This window comes from Pseudomonas sp. ADAK13 (assembly GCF_012935715.1).
Lineage (GTDB): Bacteria > Pseudomonadota > Gammaproteobacteria > Pseudomonadales > Pseudomonadaceae > Aquipseudomonas.
The window spans coordinates 915,829-930,458 of record NZ_CP052860.1; the positions used below are offsets into that span (position 1 = coordinate 915,829).

11 protein-coding genes are annotated in these 14,630 nt (G+C 61.1%); 2 read left to right on the plus strand and 9 right to left on the minus strand.

All coding sequences use genetic code 11. The features are described from left to right. Window positions 1-9: 9 nt before the first annotated feature. The 6 genes from cyoD to hmpA form a co-directional block, all read right to left on the minus strand. Window positions 10-345, minus strand: a complete 336-nt coding sequence (gene cyoD, locus HKK54_RS04370; RefSeq protein WP_003216374.1) for a cytochrome o ubiquinol oxidase subunit IV — start codon at window positions 343-345, stop codon at window positions 10-12. Beyond that, window positions 345-971 (minus strand): cytochrome o ubiquinol oxidase subunit III, encoded by a 627-nt coding sequence (locus HKK54_RS04375; protein ID WP_008435616.1) that lies wholly within the window; start codon window positions 969-971, stop codon window positions 345-347. Before HKK54_RS04375 ends, cyoD begins: the two co-directional genes overlap by 1 nt. 3 nt (window positions 972-974) lie before the next feature. Further along, the gene (gene cyoB / locus HKK54_RS04380; RefSeq protein WP_010170338.1) at window positions 975-2,993 is read right to left on the minus strand and encodes a cytochrome o ubiquinol oxidase subunit I; all 2,019 of its coding nucleotides are present in this window, start codon (window positions 2,991-2,993) and stop codon (window positions 975-977) included. Window positions 2,994-2,996: 3 nt separating this feature from the next. Next, complete coding sequence (gene cyoA, locus HKK54_RS04385; RefSeq protein WP_010170339.1) at window positions 2,997-3,938, minus strand: ubiquinol oxidase subunit II; 942 nt, start codon at window positions 3,936-3,938, stop codon at window positions 2,997-2,999. Between the two features lie 799 nt (window positions 3,939-4,737). After that, a complete protein-coding gene (locus HKK54_RS04395; RefSeq protein ID WP_010170340.1) occupies window positions 4,738-5,244 on the minus strand; it encodes a disulfide bond formation protein B in 507 nt (168 codons plus the stop codon). A gap of 258 nt (window positions 5,245-5,502) precedes the next feature. After that, entirely contained in the window at window positions 5,503-6,684 is a 1,182-nt protein-coding gene (hmpA, locus tag HKK54_RS04400) for an NO-inducible flavohemoprotein (RefSeq protein WP_169386246.1), read from the minus strand. Between the two features lie 147 nt (window positions 6,685-6,831). On the opposite strand from hmpA, the gene norR reads away from it, so the two are divergent. After that, window positions 6,832-8,376: a nitric oxide reductase transcriptional regulator NorR gene (gene norR / locus HKK54_RS04405; RefSeq protein ID WP_169386247.1), complete on the plus strand. Its 1,545-nt coding sequence runs from the start codon at window positions 6,832-6,834 to the stop codon at window positions 8,374-8,376. 139 nt (window positions 8,377-8,515) lie between these two features. Here norR and HKK54_RS04410 read toward each other — a convergent pair whose 3' ends face one another. Continuing rightward, window positions 8,516-9,427, minus strand: a complete 912-nt coding sequence (locus HKK54_RS04410) for a DMT family transporter (protein ID WP_010170346.1) — start codon at window positions 9,425-9,427, stop codon at window positions 8,516-8,518. Window positions 9,428-9,565: 138 nt separating this feature from the next. Between HKK54_RS04410 and HKK54_RS04415 the strand changes: the two genes are divergently transcribed. Further along, window positions 9,566-10,441, plus strand: coding sequence for a helix-turn-helix domain-containing protein (locus HKK54_RS04415; protein ID WP_169386248.1), 876 nt, complete (start codon window positions 9,566-9,568; stop codon window positions 10,439-10,441). A 171-nt stretch (window positions 10,442-10,612) separates the two neighbouring features. Here HKK54_RS04415 and dacB read toward each other — a convergent pair whose 3' ends face one another. Continuing rightward, window positions 10,613-12,070 carry a D-alanyl-D-alanine carboxypeptidase/D-alanyl-D-alanine endopeptidase gene (gene dacB, locus HKK54_RS04420; protein ID WP_169386249.1) on the minus strand — a complete coding sequence of 486 codons (1,458 nt, stop codon included), beginning with the start codon at window positions 12,068-12,070 and terminating at the stop codon, window positions 10,613-10,615. Between the two features lie 101 nt (window positions 12,071-12,171). Further along, entirely contained in the window at window positions 12,172-14,598 is a 2,427-nt protein-coding gene (locus tag HKK54_RS04425) for a TonB-dependent siderophore receptor (protein WP_169386250.1), read from the minus strand. Between the last annotated feature and the right edge of the window lie 32 nt (window positions 14,599-14,630).

Genomic DNA, 14,630 nt, shown 5'->3' on the forward strand with positions numbered 1-14,630 from the left:
GGTCTTACCTCACTTCGCCATCATGAACGTATGGATGCTGAACATGATCCATACCGACAGGCCAACCAGCAGGAGGATCACCAAGCCTGCGAACACGAACGCAATCACGTTATCGCGTTGAGCCTTCGAGCGGTCCAGGTGCAGGAAGTACACCAGGTGAACCAGCACCTGAATCACCGCGAACGCCAGGACGATCATCAAGGTGATCGACTTCGGCAAGGTTGGGTACATCACCAGGCCGAACGGGATCAGCGTCAGGATGACCGACAGGATGAAGCCGATGGCGTACGACTTGACGCTGCCGTGGCTGTCATCGTGGCTGTCATGGGAATGTGCATTAGCCATTACAGAGTCCCCATCAGGTAGACAACGGTGAAGACGCAGATCCAGACCACGTCCAGGAAGTGCCAGAACAGGCTCAGGCAGCTCAGGCGAGTCTTGTTGGTGTTGGTCAGGCCATGTTTGTTGACCTGATACATCATGGTCGCCATCCAGATCAGACCGGCAGTCACGTGCAGACCGTGGGTGCCTACCAGCGTGAAGAACGCCGACAGGAAGCCGCTACGGTGCGGGCCGTAACCTTCGGAGATCAGCAGGTGGAACTCGTTGACCTCCATGCCGATGAAGCCCAGGCCGAACAGGAAGGTCAGTGCCAACCAGCTCAGGACGCCTTTCTTGCTGCCCTTGTAGAAGGCCAGCATGGCGAAGCCGTAGGTGATCGAACTGAACAACAGCAAGGCGGTTTCGCCGAGCACGTAAGGCAGTTCGAAGATGTCGTGGCCCGACGGGCCACCCGCTACGTTGTTTACCAGTACCGCGTACACCGCGAAGATCGACGCAAACAAGATGCAGTCGGTCATCAGGTAGAGCCAGAAACCGAAGACGGTCATTGGCCCCGAGTCGTGGTGATGGTCATCGTGCCCATGGTCATCGACATGGGCGTGTCCAGCATTGGTCACTAAGTTCGACATGGTTTAAGCCTGTTCCAACGAGGTTTCAACACGGTTGGCCGGGATCTTCTTCTCGGCAACCAGGCGAGCGTGTTGCTCGGCTTCGATGCGTTCGATCACGTCGACCGGCACCATGTAGCCTTGGTCATCACGGGCAGCGTGAACGATGAAGTAGCCGATGGTGCCCACCAGGCTCACGATGGCCAGCCACCAGATGTGCCAGATCATCGCGAAACCGAACACGGTCAACAGTGCGCCCATCACCACGCCAGTGGCGGTGTTGTTAGGCATGTGGATCGGTTCGTAACGCGCAGGCTTCTGGTACGCAGTACCGTCTTCCTTGGCTTCGGTGAACGGATCGATGCTGTCAGCCTTAGGCAGTACGGCAAAGTTGTAGAACGGCGGTGGCGACGAGGTCGACCATTCCAGGGTGTGTGCATTCCATGGGTCGCCGGATTCGCACAGGTTCTGCTTGCGATCACGCACGCTGACATACAGCTGGATCAGCTGGCAGGCGATACCGACAGCAATCATCAGTGCACCGACCATGGCGACGTACAGGTACGGCACCCACTCAGGGTTGGTAGTGGCGTTCAGACGACGGGTCATGCCCATGAAGCCCAACGCGTAGAGCGGCATGAACGCGACGAAGAAGCCCGAGATCCAGAACCAGAATGCAGCCTTGCCCCAGCCTTCGTGCAGCTTGAAGCCGAACGCTTTCGGGAAGTAGAAGCTGAAGCCTGCGATGTAGCCGAATACCGCGCCGCCGATGATCACGTTGTGGAAGTGAGCAATTACAAACAGGCTGTTGTGCAGTACGAAGTCAGCACCCGGGATGGCCAGCAGTACGCCGGTCATGCCGCCGATCGCGAAGGTCACCATGAAGCCCAGGGTCCACAGAACCTGGCTGGTGATACGCAGACGACCGTGATAGATGGTGAATAGCCAGTTAAATAGCTTCACCCCCGTCGGGATGGAAATCAGCATCGTCGCCAGTCCGAAGAACGCGTTGACGCTGGCCCCCGAACCCATGGTGAAGAAGTGGTGCAGCCAAACCATGAAGCCCAGTACCGAGATCGCGCCCGAGGCGTAGATCATCGAGTGGTGACCGAACAGGCGCTTGCCCGAGAAGGTCGAGATCACTTCAGAGAAGATACCGAACGCTGGCAGGATCAGGATGTACACCTCAGGGTGACCCCATGCCCAGAACAGGTTCACGTACATCATTGGATTGCCACCAAGTTCGTTGGTGAAAATGTGGAAATCCAGGTAACGGTCAAGCGACAGCAACGCCATGGTTGCAGCCAGAATCGGGAACGATGCAACGATCAGTACGTTGGCCCAGGTGCAGGTCCAGGTGAAGATCGGCATGTCCATCAGCTTCATGCCAGGGGCGCGCATTTTCAGGACGGTGGCCAGGAAGTTGACCCCCGTCAGTGTCGTCCCGAGTCCTGATAACTGTAGCGCCCAGATGTAGTAATCCACACCCACGCCCGGACTGTAAGCCAGGCCCGACAACGGCGGATACGCAACCCAACCGGTCTTGGCGAATTCGCCGACGCCCAGGGACAGGTTGATCAGCACCACGCCGGACACCAGCAGCCAGAAGCTCAAGGAGTTCAGGAACGGGAACGCAACGTCACGCGCACCGATCTGCAGCGGCAAGGCAAGGTTCATCAGGCCGGTGAAGAAAGGCATCGCCATGAAGATGATCATGATCACACCGTGGGCGGTGAAGATCTGGTCATAGTGTTCAGGAGGCAGGTAGCCAGGCGAACCCTCGGTGGCCATGGCCAACTGGGTACGCATCATGATGGCGTCGGCAAAACCACGCAGCAGCATGACCATGGCAACGATGACGTACATGACGCCGATTTTCTTGTGGTCGACCGAAGTCAGCCACTCGGTCCACAGGTAGGTCCACTTCTTGAAGTACGTGATACCTGCAAACAGTGCCAGACCACCCAGCGCGATCATGGCGATGGTCACCATCACGATCGGCTCGTGGAACGGGACCGCATCCCAACTTAATTTACCAAACATCGTTTACTCCTCTGCCCCAGCAGTTGAATGCGAGCCCGTGTCAGAACCTTCAACCGCGGCCACTTCTTTCTTCTCGTGCTCGATCGGCTTGCCTGGCTTCATACCTTCGTACTTGTCGACGATTTTCTGAAACAGGTCCGGCTCGTACGTGGAGTACAGGGCGACTGGGTTGTTCTGGCTTGGTTTGGCAAGGGCGTCGTATTCAGCTTGATCAAGCTGTTTAGGTGCGGCCTTGACTTCGGCTACCCAGGCGTTGAAATCTTCCTGGCTCGTCGAGATCGCTTTGAATTTCATGCCGGTGAAGCCAGCACCGCTGTAGTTGGCGGAGATGCCTTCCATTTCAGCTTTTTCGTTCGCGATCAGGTGCAGACGGGTCTGCATGCCTGCCATCGCGTAGATCTGGCCACCCAGTGCAGGGATGAAGAACGAGTTCATCACGGCGTCGGAGGTGATCCGGAAGTTAAGCGGGGTGTTCTCCGGGAACCGGATCTGGTTCACAGTGGCGATACCCAGGTCCGGGTAGATGAACAGCCACTTCCAGTCCAGCGCGACCACTTCGATGTTGATCGGCTTGACGTCGGAGTCCAGCGGACGGTACGGGTCCAGCTCGTGGGTCGACTTATAGGTGATGTAACCCAGGGCGATGATGATGAGGATCGGAACCAGCCACACCGCGATTTCAATCTTGGTGGAGTGCGACCACTTCGGCGCGTAGGTGGCGCTGGTGTTCGACGCGCGGTATTTCCAGGCGAAGGCGAACGTCATGATGATCACGGGCACTACAACCAACAGCATCAGCAGAGTGGCGGTGATAATCAGGTTTCGTTGATCCAGACCGACCTGACCTTTGGGGTCGAGCAAGGTCCACTTGCAGCCTCCCAGCATTAACAGCATGCCGAGCAGCGGCAAAAAGCCTAGTAATCGGGGGTACCTGTTTTTACTCATCTCACGACCTCTAAAGCAGCTTGCGCAATGCAGTTGGGTTTTGATCGCCAACACTTCACCCTGCCAAGGGTTGGCATTTCTCTTCGATTGAATAAGGGCCTGCCCGTCGCACCTTGCGCGAATCGACACGTCCCGGGCTAGCGGTGAGTTCTTATTCGAATTCGTTGGTCAAAGGCCTTGTTACAGACCAATTCCATTTGGTGCGGATAGTTGAAAGGCTGCCGGCACCTGGGGTCGCATGAAACGTTACATCCGCTTCTCGACCGCCCTAGTTTGCTCAGGGGTGAGCAGCACCGGACATTCAGTGCGGGCGATTGTAGTTAGCTAGCGATGTATAAACCATGTCTTATCCAGAAATAATTTTTATCGTTTCCAGCAATAATCCTTCACCATTATTGCAAAGGTCCGCGATCGTATCGCGTTTGATTCTCGACAAAAACCACAAAAAATGCCGTGTTATTGGGCAGTTTGCCACATCCCCTACAGGCTGTAAGGGCATCGAAAACGGATCCAAGTGCCCTGAAAACAAGGCATTCGGACATCCGCCAATGTCGCCGACCTCACGCCATTCGCGGCGTCGGCCAGACGACGAACTGACAGCCATAAAACGCCGCTTCATGCAAATTTATGCCGCGTTTACGGGCATCAGAAACGTCCTGCGACAGCGTCCGTGTGACAACATGTCGCATGCTGCGCGCACCCAAACTTGCCCCGCGTCACGGTCCCTTCACAAAATGCCTACAAACAAAAACGCCCCGGCCTTCTTTATAGGAAGGCCGGGGCGTTGACGGGCTACCGCTTAGGCTTTGCCCTGGCGATTACGGTAGATGCCCAGCGGCACCAGGATCACCGTGAGCACAAAGGCCACCAGCGCCCACTGGGCCAGAGACAGGCCGAGGACCGGCGGGTACGGCGTCTCGCAGAAACCGTCGACCTGGAACCCCAAGGGGAACACCGAGGCCAGCGGCAAGCCATCGACAATCGGTTGCAGCACATCGATGCCGCAGCTGACCTTCGGAAAGAACTGGATGTACACGTGATAGCCGGCAGCGGCGACGCCACCGAGGGCGCTGAGGGTCACCAGCGCTTCAAACACCGTGACACTGCGGGTGGTGCGCATGGCGGCACCGATGAAGGCGAAGAGCGCGATCAGCAGCAAGGCATAACGTTGCAGGATGCACAGCGGGCATGGCGCCTCGCCCAACACCACCTGCATGTACAGCGCCCCGCCGATCAGCGCCAGGCAGATGATGCCCAGCAGTACCAGAAAGCGTCGCTCCCTGCCCAAACGCAATTCGTCGATCATCCCCGTTTCCCTTTAGCCAATTGTGGTTGTGCCAATGGCCGCAAGTTTACACGCGGACGGTGAAAGTTGAGCAGTTGGCGTGAGGAGGTTTAAACAGGGAGGGTTAACAGCGGATTAATCGGGGAAATGTTGTGAATGTACTGACGCCATCGCGGGCAAGCCCGGCTCCCACATTTGACTGAGTTGCCCAAGCAAACACTGTCCCATGTGGAGCCGGGCTTGCCCGCGATGGGGCCGACCCGGTGTATCGATTAAATCCTATTCCAGCGCCGACGCCGGCCCAAAGAACTCATACCGGCTCTGCTGCTCCGGCACGCCCAGGGCCTTCAGGTGACGCTTGATCGCCGCCATGAAGCCTTTTGGCCCCAGGAAGTACGCATCCACGTCGCGCTCCTGCGGCAACCACGCCGCCAGTTGCTCCTGGCTGAGCATGCCGACCTTGTCCGCCGCCGGGCTCACGCCATCATCTTCGGCGTAGCAATAGAAGCGCTTGAGTTGCGGATGCTGCGCAGCCAGGCCGTCCACCCAGTCGCGGAACGCATGCACGCCGCCGTTACGCGCGCAGTGGATAAAGTGAATCGGACGCTCAGTGGCCAGGGCCGCTTCAAGCATCGGCAGGGTTGGCGTGATACCCACGCCGCCGCTGATCAGCACCAAGGGCTTGTCGCTGGCCGCCAGGGTGAACTCACCCGATGGCGGGAACAGGTCGATGGTCGCGCCCACCGGGAATTGGTCATGCAGGTAGTTGGACACCCGGCCACCGGCTTCGCGCTTGACGCTGATGCGGTACTGGCCCGAGTCGCCACGCGCCGACAGGGAATAGTTGCGGCGCACTTCCTCGCCATCCAATACCAGCCTCATGCCGATGTACTGACCAGGCTCGGCGGCCAGGATCGGGCCGTTATCCACGGGCGCAAAGTAAAACGAGATGATTTCCGCGCTCTCCTCCACCCGCTTGACCAGGGTGAACGCGCGCGCACCGCGCCAGCCGCCCGGCGCCTCTTCCTTCTCTTTATAGATAGCCGCTTCGGCACCGATCAGGATGTCGGCCAACTGGCCATAGGCGGCGCCCCAGGCGCTCATCACTTCCGGGGTGGCGATCTCGCTGCCCAATACTTCGGAAATCGCCCGCAACAGGCAGGTACCCACAATCGGGTAATGCTCCGGCAGGATTTGCAGGGCCACGTGCTTGTTGATGATCTTCGCCACCAGGTCGCCCAACTGGTCCAGTTGGTCGATGTGCCGGGCGTACATCAGCACGCCATTGGCCAGGGCCCGGGGCTGATCGCCGCTGGCCTGGTGGGCCTGGTTGAACAGTGGGCGAACTTCCGGGTACTCGGACAGCATCATGCGGTAGAAATGGGTGATCAGGGCTTCGCCGCCGCTTTCCAGCAGGGGCACGGTGGATTTGACGATGGCACGGTCTTGGGCACTAAGCATGGCAGACTCCTGAGTCTTCTTACTGAATACCCTTTACTACTCAGTATTCGTGCCAACAAATAAACACTTATAAATCAACATCTTGAAAATAATATAGTCAATATGACTTCCTACACTTTATAGTCACTATGACTACAAGGAGTCATTATGACTGCGCAACCGCTGCTCACCACCCTGCTGCCCCTGGTCGCCGACCTCTCCCGCGAGCTGCCCGAAGGCGAGCGTTACCGGCGCCTGCTCCAGGCCATGCGCGCCCTGCTGCCCTGTGACGCCGCCGCCCTGCTGCGCCTCGACGGCGAATGGCTGGTACCGCTGGCGGTGGACGGCTTGAGCACCGACACCCTGGGCCGGCGCTTCAAAGTCAGCGAGCACCCGCGCTTTGGCGTGCTGCTCAGCAGCCCCGGCCCGACCCGTTTTGACAGCGACAGCGAACTGCCCGACCCCTACGACGGTCTGGTGGACGGCCTGCACGGCCATCTTGAAGTCCACGACTGCATGGGCTGCCCGCTGTTTGTCGATGACCAGCCTTGGGGCCTGCTGACCCTCGACGCCCTCGACACCGAGCGTTTCGAGCGGGTGGAACTGGACGCCCTGCAAGCCTTCGCCAGCCTCGCGGCGGCGACGGTGAATGTCGCCGAGCGCATCGAACGCCTGGCCCTGCGGGCCGAAGACGAACACCAGCGGGCCGAAATCTACCGCCAGGCCAGCGGCCAGCAGCACAAGGAAATGATCGGCCAGAGCAAGACCCACAAACGCCTGGTGGAAGAAATCAACCTGGTGGGCGGCAGCGACCTGACGGTACTGATCACCGGCGAGACCGGCGTGGGCAAGGAGTTGGTGGCCCAGGCGATCCACGCCGCCTCCTCCCGGGCCGAGAAACCGCTGATCAGCCTCAACTGCGCCGCGCTGCCGGAAACCCTGGTGGAAAGCGAGTTGTTCGGCCATGTGCGCGGGGCATTTACCGGCGCGCTGAATGAACGCCGGGGCAAGTTCGAACTGGCGAATGGCGGCACGCTGTTCCTGGATGAAGTGGGCGAACTGTCCCTCACCGTGCAGGCCAAGCTGTTGCGGGTGCTGCAAAGCGGCCAGTTGCAGCGCCTGGGGTCCGACAAGGAACATCAGGTGGATGTGCGCCTGATCGCCGCCACCAACCGGGATTTGGCCGAAGAAGTACGAAACGGTCGCTATCGTGCGGACTTCTACCACCGTTTGAGCGTCTATCCGCTGCAAGTGCCCGCGCTGCGGGAGCGTGGCCGCGACGTGCTGTTGCTGGCGGGTTTTTTCCTTGAGCAGAACCGCTCACGCATGGGCCTGGGCAGCCTGCGCCTGACCAGCGATGCCCAGGCGGCACTGTTGGCTTACGCCTGGCCGGGGAATGTGCGCGAGTTGGAGCACTTGATCGGCCGCAGTGCATTGAAAGCGTTGGGCAACTGCCGGGAACGGCCGAAGATTCTCAGCCTGGACGCGACAGACCTGGACTTGCCGAACGTCACTGCGCCGCAGGCCGAAGAGCAGCCGGTCGACGTGCCGGACGTCAGCGGTGACCTGCGCCTGGCCACCGAGAACTACCAGCGCCAGGTCATCAATGCCTGCCTGGAACGCCACCAGCACAACTGGGCCAGCGCCGCCCGCGAGCTGGGCCTGGACCGGGCCAACCTGGGGCGGATGGCCAAGCGGTTGGGCATGAAATAACGAACGCTGGTTCTCAGGCAAAAGGGATCAACTGTGGGAGCTGTCGAGCTTTAGCGAGGCTGCGATGGCATCACCGCAGCGCACCTGCAAGACCGCAGCGCCTGCATCGCAGCCTCGCCCGGGCTCGACAGCTCCCACACTAAACCTGCTTCGCCTTGTAGATTGGATTGATTGGCGCGCCAGCCTTGGGCTTGCGAAACACCAACACATTGCCCGCCATCACCAGCACCAGGCCGGCCAACGCCGGTGCGGTCCACTGATAGCCCTCGGCAAATGCCGAAACGTTCAACGCCACCACCGGGAACAGCACGGTGCAATACGCCGCCCGCTCCGGGCCCATGCGCCCGACCAGCGTCAGGTAGGCGGTAAACCCGATCACCGAACCCGGTATCACCAGGTACAGCAACGAACCGATGTAGCGACTGTTCCATTCCATATCGAACGGAATGCCCTGCACTGCGCAGTACATCGCCAGCATCGACGCGCCATAGGCCATGCCCCAGGCATTGGTGGTCAGCGGCTTGAGGCCGGCCTTCTGTTGCAGGCTCGACAGCAGGTTGCCCGCCGAGAAACACATCGTGCCGAGCAACGCCAGACCCAGGCCGAGCAGGGTTTGCGGGCTGGCGGTGTGGCCCACCAGTTCCGGCCAGAACAACAGCCCCAGGCCGAGCAAGCCAAGGCCGCCGCCCATCAACACATTGCGCGCGACTTTCTGGCCGAAAAACACCCGGGCGTTCAGCGCGTTCCACAAGGTGGCCGTGGAGAACACCACCGCCACCAGGCCGCTGGGGATCCATTGGCTGGCAGTGAGGAAGCACATGAAGTTGACGCAAAACAGGCACAAACCCTGAGCCAGGCAGATCAAGTGCCCGCGCCGGTTCATCACCTGCAGCTTGCGGCTGAGCAGCAACATCACGAACAGCACCAGCGCCGCCAGGCCAAAGCGATAGACGATGGACACCGGAATCGCCACCACGCCCAGCTGCCATTTGAGGGCAATCCAGGTGGTGCCCCAGATCAGCACGGTGAGTAAATACAGGAATAGGTTCATGGCGGGCTCCTTGGGGTTGAGCCACAGTTTCGCCCCGGACGGCACCCAGCCTCTTGCAGATTCTTGCGCTTTTGTCGGCTGCCGGGATCACAGCCGCCGTCGCTGGGAGTAGGATGCAAGCCGTCAGAGAGTACGAATATGCCGCCACTGGAAACCCTGCAAGTCTTTCAATCCCTCAACCGCTCGCCCAACGCTCGCCTTGAGCTGTGCGCCGAGCTCGGTGACGGCTTGTCTGCAGCCTTGTGGAGCAACCATCACGACGCCCAGGATTACGAAGCGCCTGACCACCACACCCTGTCCTGCTACATCGGTGGCGGCACCGGCACCTTTCGCCGCGACCAGCCCGGCACCAAGGGCGGCCCGGACAAGCTGTGCATCCTGCCGGCCGATCATCAGTCGGCCTGGGTGATCAACGGCGAAATCCGCCTGGCCCACGTGTATTTCAGCCCGGAGCAATTCGCCCTGGGCTGCGTGACACTGCTGGACCGTGAGCCGCGCGAGTTGCTGTTGCGTGAGAGCACGTTCCTCGACGATGCCCAGCAAGCCCGGCGTTTTCACCAACTGATCAGCCTGAACTGGAAAGAACCCGGCGAACGCTTGCTCACCAGCAGCCTGGCCCATGAAATGCTCAGCCATACCTTGCTCAGCCAGGTGGGAATGCGTGAGGGCCTGCGCTTGAAGGGCGGGCTCGCCGCCCACCAGCGCCGGCAATTGGTGGAGTACATCGACCAGCAACTGGCCGAGCCGGTCAGCCTGGGGCAGTTGGCGGGGTTGTGTGCGTTGTCGGAGTACCACTTTGCGCGGATGTTCCGCGAGAGCTTTGGCCTGCCGCCCCACCAGTACCTGCTGGCGCGGCGACTGGCCCGCGCCCGGGAGCTGTTGCGGGGCGGGTCGTTGCCCCTGGGCGAGATCGCCCTGGCCTGCGGGTTTTCCAGTGCCAGCCACTTTACCAACCGGTTCCGCCAGGCGATGGGCGCGACGCCCGGGGAGTACCGGCAGGCGTTTATGCCTTGAAATGCAATCTGCCTAATGGCTCAGGTCCAATGTGGGAGCGGGCTTGCTGTGGTGAGCGGGCTTGCCCCGCGCTGGGCTGCGAAGCAGCCCCATCAATCTGTGGTGAACCCGACGGGGGACAAGCCCCCTCACCACAGCAAGCCCGCTCCCACAGTTGATCTTCAGCGTTCGTTAGTCCGTGCTGTTGGCCAATACCGTGGCCAGGCGGTTCTCCAATGCCTTGACCCGCGCCCCTTCGACCACGTAATTGTTGGTCACCACCGCGAACACCAACTTACGCCCATTGGCATCGGTGACATAACCGGTCAACGACGACACACCACTCATGGAGCCGGTCTTGCCGTGCAGGTTGTTCTCGGCGGCAGTGCCCCGCAGGCGATAGCGCAGGCTGCCACCCGCCAGGCGCTCCGGATTGCCGGCAATCGGCAACGCGTTGTACCAAGCGTTGAACCAAGGCTGTTTGCTGGCGGCCAGCAGCAGGTCCGTCAGGTTTTGCGACGACACCAGATTGCGTCGCGACAGCCCTGAACCGTCCACCTGGCTCAAGGTTGACGCATCAATCCCCTGACGCTTGAGGAACCCTGCCACCGCCGCCACACCCGCCTGGGCCGTCCCGGCATTGGCCGTCTTGCGGCCCATGGTCTTGAGCAACGCTTCAGACATGTTGTTGTTGGACAGCTTGAGCAGTGGCGTGATCAATGCCTGCAACGGCGCCGACTCGTGCATCGCCAGCACCGTCGCCGTGGTCGGCGTGACACCGCCGATAACACGACGCCCCAGCACGCTAATCCCTTGCTCCGCCAACGCCTGCCCGAACAGGTTCGCCACCAGTTGCGTCGGCTCCCACACACTGACCAGTTGCGGGCTCTGTTTGCCAGGCGCCAGCGCGCCACTGAGGCGCAACAGGTTGGTGCCGTGCTGGCGGTTGATCCCGTAGCTATTGCCCGCCCCACTGACCGCACGGTTGCTGATCTGCACGTAATCGGTGGCCGGGAAGAGATCCACCGTCACCGGGCGCCCCGCCGCCACCGGCGCCCTGGCCGTGACCAATAGGGAGCCCGCATCAAAATCCGTATTAGGCGACACCGTCAGCGCCGAGATCTGCGCGCCGTAGTAGGTGCTTTCGTCGTCCTGGGACCAGTCGACGCCCAGGCGCTCGGCGTCGAAAAAGCTGTCATCGAACACCAGGTCGCCTTGCACCTGCTTGATGCCCTGCTGCGCCAGGCTGGCGGCCAACGCCTGATAATCCGCCCACTGGACCGTCGGGTCGCCCTGGCCGCGCAGGTACAGATTGCCGTTAAGCACCGCGCCCTGGCGCAGGCCATCGCCCAACAGTTGGGTGGAAAACCGATACTGCGGCCCCAGCACATCCATCGCCGCCGAGGTGGTCAGCAGCTTGAGGCTGGAGGCCGGAGTCAGCCGCGTGCGCGGGTTGTGTTGGTAGAGCGTGCTGCCACTGCGGGCATCACGCACCATCAACGACACGCTGGCACCGTGCAGGGCCGGGTCGGCCAGCAACTGGTCGAGGCTGGCGCTGGTGGAAGTGTTCGGCGCCGAGGCGCAACCGCCCAGCAACAAGCTCAGGCCCAGCAGCAGCCCGCTGGCGTGTGTCCATCGTCCCAACTGCATCGGTCTTGTGTTCCCGCAAAGTCATTAAAGGCGGCAACGCTAGCAGCTCGACAACTTTATGGCGAGGTAACCCGCTACATCGCCATAAGGTGTCACCGAATTTAGAAGGTCAGCGTGCTGGAAACCGACACCTGCCGCGCATCGCCAATGGACACGAACTGGGTGTTCACGGCAGAGGTGTAATAGGTGCGGTCAAACAGGTTCTTCACGTTGAGCTGGAACTTGACCTTCTGTCCATCGACCTTGGTGTCATACGTGGCAAACGCATCGGCCACGGTATAACCCGGCAGGTCGAAACTGTTGGCCGCATCGCCCGAGCGTTCGCCCACATAACGTGCACCGGCGCCCACCCGCAGTTGGTCACCCCCGAGGATGCTGCCGAAGTCATACACCGCCGACAGCGAGCCGGTGTTTTTCGCGACGTTTTGCAGGCGGTTGCCCTTCAGCTCCGGGTCTTCGGTGACGACCGCGTCGGTGTAGGCATAGCTGCCGATCACGCTCCACTTGTCCGTCAGCTGACCGCTGGCGTCCAGTTCCAGGCCACGGGAGCGCACCTTGCCGGCGACGCTGTAGACCGAGGTCAGGCCATCGCCCACCTGGACCAGCACGTTACGTTTTTCGATGTTGAACAACGCTGCGCTCGCGGTGATGCGACCCGGCATGTCGAGCTTGGTCCCCAGCTCCCAGGACTTCGACTGTTCCGGCTCGAGGCTGCCGTCCAGGATCGTTTTGTTGGCGAGCGGCGCGATGGTGGAGTTGGGTTTGAACGACTCGGTGTAGCTGCCGTAGAACGACAGCTCGTCGGTGTAGCGGTACACCAGGCCAACGCGGGGGACCCATTTCTGGCCATTGCCGTCGGTGTTGGCGGTGAACGGGACGCCCTTGCCGGCGTATTGGTCGTACATCTGATAGCGCGCGCCGCCCACCAGGATCCATTGATCGGTGAGGTGGATCGCGTCCTGCATAAACAGCGAGTCGCTGCGCAGCAGGTCGGTCTGGTTGCTGTCCGGCGCGCTGACGGTGGTGCCCGCCACTTCATTGCCGTAGACCGGATCGTTGTAATTGAACGTGCCACGGGGCGCCTGGCGGATCAGGTCGGCCCGGTAGATCTTGCGGTACTCGTCATCCAGGCCGAAGGTCAGGTCGTGCTGCATGCCGGCGACGTTCACCTTGCCTTCAAGGCTGGCGGTGGCGAAGCGGTCCGTGGTCAGCGCGCCCTGGGTGCCGTCCATGCTACGGGTCAGGGTGCCGTTGGTGTTGACCTTGACCACACGCACCTGACTGGCGTCGTAGGTCTCGCGGTTCCAGCTGTAGCCGAAGTGGGCTTTCCAGTCGTCGTTCAGGTCGTGGTCGGCTTCGAAGCGGTACAGGTCGGAGCGGCCTTCCATGTTGTTGAAGGGCTCATCGAGACGGCGAGTCGACGGGATATTCAGCGGGTGGTTGGTCTTGGGGTCGATGGCGGTGCCCCGGTCGAACGGCGAGAGAAACTCCCGATGCTCATAGGCAAATAACAGCTTGGTGCTGTCGCCATACCAGGCCAGCGACGGGGCAATCAGGCTTTCGCGGTGAGTGCCGTAGTTGCGCCAGTAGTCTTCGTCTTCATGGTCGACGATCAGGCGGTAAGCCAACCCGCTGTCACCGATGGGGCCAGTGGTGTCGAGGTTGCCGCCGCTGCCGTTCTTGCCGTCACCAAAGGTCGAACCGCGCACGGTCAGGGAGGTGGATTGGACCAATTCCGGTTTCTTGCTGACGATATTCACCACGCCGCCCGGGTCCTGAATGCCGTATAGCAACGACGACGGGCCCTTGAGCACTTCGACGCGCTCGGCGGTGGAGTTCAGCGCGCGGCCCTGCACCAGGGGCATGCCGTCCTGCATGATCGAGCCGTTACGGTTATCACCAAAACCGCGCAACATCACCGCATCCTGAGTGCTGCCCAAGGTGTTGGCCTGGGTGATGCCGCTGATGTTGGTCAGGGCGTCGTCGAGGTTGCGCGGCTGTTGATCGCGCATCACCTGGGCCGGCACCACGTTGACGGTTTGTGGGGTTTCCAGCAGCAGACCGTGGGAACGCATCACCGAACTGGTAGGCGGCGGCTGATAGCTGGTGGTATCCGAGGCCAGGGCGGCGCCGTTGATGGTCGTAGCGCCGAGGTTCAGCGCGCCGTCGGTCGGCAGCGGCTCCAGGGCCAGGGTGCGGGCGTCGATCTGGCGGAAGGTGAAGCCGGAATTGCCCAGCAGGCGTTGCATGGCCTGGGTCGCGCTCATCTGCCCGGTGATGGCCGGGGCCTTGATCGCGTAGGGCGCTTCGTCGGTGTAGACCACGCTGATGCCGGTCACCCGAGTGAAATCACTCAAGGCCTGGGGCAGCGGCTTGGCGGCCAGGGCAAAGTTGAACAGCGTGCTCTGTTGCTGCGCCTCAGCCGCCTGCGCCACGCCAAGGGGCAGCAGCGCCAGCCCCGAAACCGCCAATATCGAGGCTCCCAGCCACTGTTTAACCGAACCCGCCGACGTTGCCCTGGACTTCATGCTTGAGAACCCGTGTGTAAAAAGCGCTGTTA